This window comes from Streptomyces sp. NPDC059456, from assembly GCF_042750055.1.
Lineage (GTDB): Bacteria > Actinomycetota > Actinomycetes > Streptomycetales > Streptomycetaceae > Streptomyces.
The window spans coordinates 1-3,314 of the sequence record NZ_JBHYVA010000833.1 but is presented as its reverse complement, the minus strand read 5'-3'; the positions used below and the strand labels follow the sequence as shown (position 1 = coordinate 3,314).

Genomic DNA, 3,314 nt, shown 5'->3' with positions numbered 1-3,314 from the left:
CATCAGGCCGCCCCCGTCCGCTCCGGCGGGATCCGCACCGAGCCCACGATCCGTCCGCCCGCCGCCCGGACGGCGATCGCCGCGTCCTCGGCCCACACGTGCTCCACCACCAGCAGCAGCGCGCAGCTGCCCCGTGCCAGCAGGTCCGCCGACTCCCGGATGTCCTCCGCCCCGATCAGCTGCGCGGCCTCCCGGTGCCGCAGCAGGCCCTGGAGTTCCATGAACGCGTCGAACTCCGCCGCCAGCACCTCACCGCCCGCGGTCTTCGTGACCACGAGCCCGTCGATGAGCCGTACGACCCCCGCTTTGCGCAGTCCCATCACGGCCTCGACCGCGGGCACCCGCAGTTGCTCCTCCGGGAAGGCGAGGACGATGAATTCCACTGGTCCCATGTGCCGCGGCTCCCACTCGTGACCGTTTCTGACGACTCTTCGGCACTCTATGACATAAGCGGACATACCATCCGTCCGCTTGCTACGTTTCCCGCATGACCGCTCTGACGGCAGAGGTGGCGGAGCCCGCCCCGCCCCCGCCCCCCGACGGCTCCGCGTCCCGGCGCAGGGGCGTCGAGCTGACGCTCCTCGCCGGAGCCGTCCTCATCTCGGTCCTCGGCCACCTCTACGTCGGCCTCGCCACCACCGGCCGCGTCCCCGGGGCCGCCGGCCGGTACGCCGCCGGCCTCGCCGGGGCCGCCCTGCTCGCGCACCTCGCGGTCCGGTTCCGCGCCCCGTACGCCGATCCGCTCGTGCTGCCCATCGCGGTCCTGCTCAACGGCCTCGGCCTGGTCCTGATCCAGCGGCTCGACCTGGCCACTCCCGCCCAGCTCACCGCCGGTGACCAACTGCGCTGGTCGGCGCTGGGCGTGGCCCTCTTCGTCCTCGTCGTCGTGCTGCTGCGCGACCACCGGGTGCTCCAGAAGTACGCGTACCTCTCCGTGGCCGCGGCCCTCGCGCTGATGCTCGTCCCCGTGTTCTTCCCGGCCGTCAACGGCGCCCACATCTGGATCCGGTTCGCCGGACTCTCCTTCCAGCCGGGAGAGTTCGCGAAGATCCTGCTCGCCGTGTTCTTCGCCGCCTACCTCGCCGCGAACCGCACCGCGCTCGCCCTCACCGGCCGCCGGCTCTTCTGGAAGCTGCGGCTGCTGCCCGGCCGGGTCCTCGGCCCGATCCTGGGGATCTGGCTGCTCAGCGTCGGCGTGCTGGTCCTGGAGCGGGACCTGGGGACGTCGCTGCTCTTCTTCGGGCTGTTCGTCGTCATGCTGTTCACCGCGACCGGCCGGATCGGCTGGATTGCGATCGGGCTGCTGCTCGCAGCCGTGGGGGCGTACGCCGTCGGCACCCTGGAGCCGCACGTGCACGGCCGGGTCGGGGACTGGATGAATCCTTTCGCCTCCATCGACCGCGGCGAGGGCCCCGGACAGCTCGCCCAGTCCCTGTTCGCCTTCGGGGCCGGCGGGCTCCTCGGATCCGGGCTCGGCCACGGCCAGTCCTTCCTGATCGGGTTCGCCGCCAAGTCGGACTTCATCCTGGCCACCGCCGGCGAGGAGCTCGGCCTGGTCGGCCTCACCGCGATCCTGCTGCTCTACGGGCTCCTCGTCGACCGCGGGTTCCGCGCCGGGCTCGCGCTGCGCGATCCCTTCGGGCGCCTGCTCGCCACCGGGCTCGCCTCGATCGTCGCGCTCCAGGTCTTCGTCATCGCCGGGGGAGTGACCGGGCTGATCCCGCTCACCGGCATGGCCATGCCCTTCCTCGCCCAGGGCGGCTCCTCCGTCGTCACCAACTGGATCATCGTCGCGCTGCTCGTCCGGCTCGGCGACAGCGCCCGCAGGCCCCGCCCGGCCGGAGCGGAGGGCGCGGCGTGATCCGGTACATCCGCTGGTGCGCGTACGTCTGCGCCCTGCTGCTCCTCGCCCTGCTCGTCAACGTGGCCCGGGTGCAGGTCTGGGAGGCCGCCGGGTACGGGGCGAACCCGGCCAACAAGCGCCAGGCCATCGAGCGCTACGCCCGGCCCCGCGGGGACATCCTGGTCGACGGGAAGCCCGTCACCGGCTCCCGGGACAGCGGGCAGCTGCTGCGCTACGAGCGGACGTACGCGAACGGCCCGCTGTACGCACCGGTCACCGGGTTCTCCTCGCAGACCTACGGGACCAGCCTCGTCGAACGCGCCGAGGACGCCGTCCTCGCCGGCACCGATCCCGGGCTCTCGGCCTTCCCGCTCTGGTACGACCTGGCGCGCGGCCGCCCGGCCGGCGGGAACGCGGAGACCACCGTCCGGGCCGGACTCCAGCGGGCCGCCTACACCGGGCTGGCGGGCCGGCGCGGCGCGGCGGTCGCCCTGGAGCCCGCCACCGGGAGGATCCTCGCGCTGGTCAGCAGCCCCTCGTACGATCCGGCGCTGCTCTCCGGCACCGGTGCGGGCGTGAAGGCGGCCTGGGCGCGGCTGAACGCGGACCCCGCCCGGCCGATGCTGAACCGGGCGCTGCGCGAGACGTACCCGCCGGGCTCCACCTTCAAGATCGTCACGGCGGCCGCGGCCCTGGACGCGGGGGTGGTCACCGATGTGGACGCGCCGACCCGGACCCCGGACCCGTACCCGCTGCCGGGCACCAGCACGCTGCTGCCGAACGCGATCGCCGGCTGCGAGGACGCCTCGATGGCGGAGGCGGTGCAGTGGTCCTGCAACACGGTGATGGCGAAGATCGGGGTCCGCGTCGGGCTGCGCGGGATGGCGGACGCGGCGCGCCGGTTCGGGTTCGACGACGAGCGGCTGCGGGTGCCCGCCTGGGTGTCCCGGTCGAACTTCGACACGGACATGAGCCCCGACCAGCTGGCGCTGTCCTCGATCGGGCAGTTCAACACGACGGCGACGCCGCTCCAGATGGCGATGGTGGCGGCGGCGGTCGCGAACGGCGGCGAGCTCAACTCCCCGTACCTGGTCGACGGCACCACCCAGGACGACGGGGACCGGATCCGGCGCGGGCGGCAGCGCAGCCTGGGCCGGGCGATGAGCCCGGCGACGGCGCTGCGGCTCCAGGAACTGATGGTGGAGGTCGTGGAGAACGGGACCGGGCGCAACGCCGCGATCCCGGGTGCGGTGGTGGGCGGCAAGACCGGCACCGCCCAGCACGGCGTCGGCAACGCGGGAACCCCGTACGCCTGGTTCATCGGCTGGGCCAAGGCCGAGGACGCGCCGCTCCCGGGGGTCGCGGTGGCGGTGGTCGTCGAGGACGCGGAGGCGCACCGCGGCGACATCAGCGGCAACGGCGCGGCGGCCCCGATCGCCCGGGCGGTGATGGAGGCCGCGCTGTACGGCCC

3 protein-coding genes are annotated in these 3,314 nt (G+C 73.7%); 2 read left to right on the top strand and 1 reads right to left on the bottom strand.

Translation table 11 applies throughout. The annotated features are described in order from the left end of the window. Nucleotides 1–2: 2 nt before the first annotated feature. Nucleotides 3–392 carry a DUF6325 family protein gene (locus ACFXA3_RS39245; protein ID WP_385195647.1) on the bottom strand — a complete coding sequence of 130 codons (390 nt, stop codon included), beginning with the start codon at nucleotides 390–392 and terminating at the stop codon, nucleotides 3–5. 95 nt (nucleotides 393–487) lie between these two features. Here ACFXA3_RS39245 and ACFXA3_RS39240 point away from each other — a divergent pair, with 95 nt between their 5' ends. Together ACFXA3_RS39240 and ACFXA3_RS39235 are read left to right on the top strand one after the other, a co-directional pair. Further along, nucleotides 488–1,861 carry an FtsW/RodA/SpoVE family cell cycle protein gene (locus ACFXA3_RS39240; protein ID WP_385195645.1) on the top strand — a complete coding sequence of 458 codons (1,374 nt, stop codon included), beginning with the start codon at nucleotides 488–490 and terminating at the stop codon, nucleotides 1,859–1,861. Next, nucleotides 1,858–3,314: penicillin-binding transpeptidase domain-containing protein (locus ACFXA3_RS39235; protein WP_385195643.1), on the top strand; the 1,457-nt coding region annotated here is incomplete at its 3' end. The genes ACFXA3_RS39240 and ACFXA3_RS39235, both read left to right, overlap by 4 nt.

Coding starts and splice junctions, on each gene's coding strand:
- ACFXA3_RS39245 (WP_385195647.1), bottom strand. CDS start 392: ATGGGACCAGTGGAATTCATCGTCCTCGCCTTCCCGGAGGAGCAACTG.
- ACFXA3_RS39240 (WP_385195645.1), top strand. CDS start 488: ATGACCGCTCTGACGGCAGAGGTGGCGGAGCCCGCCCCGCCCCCGCCC.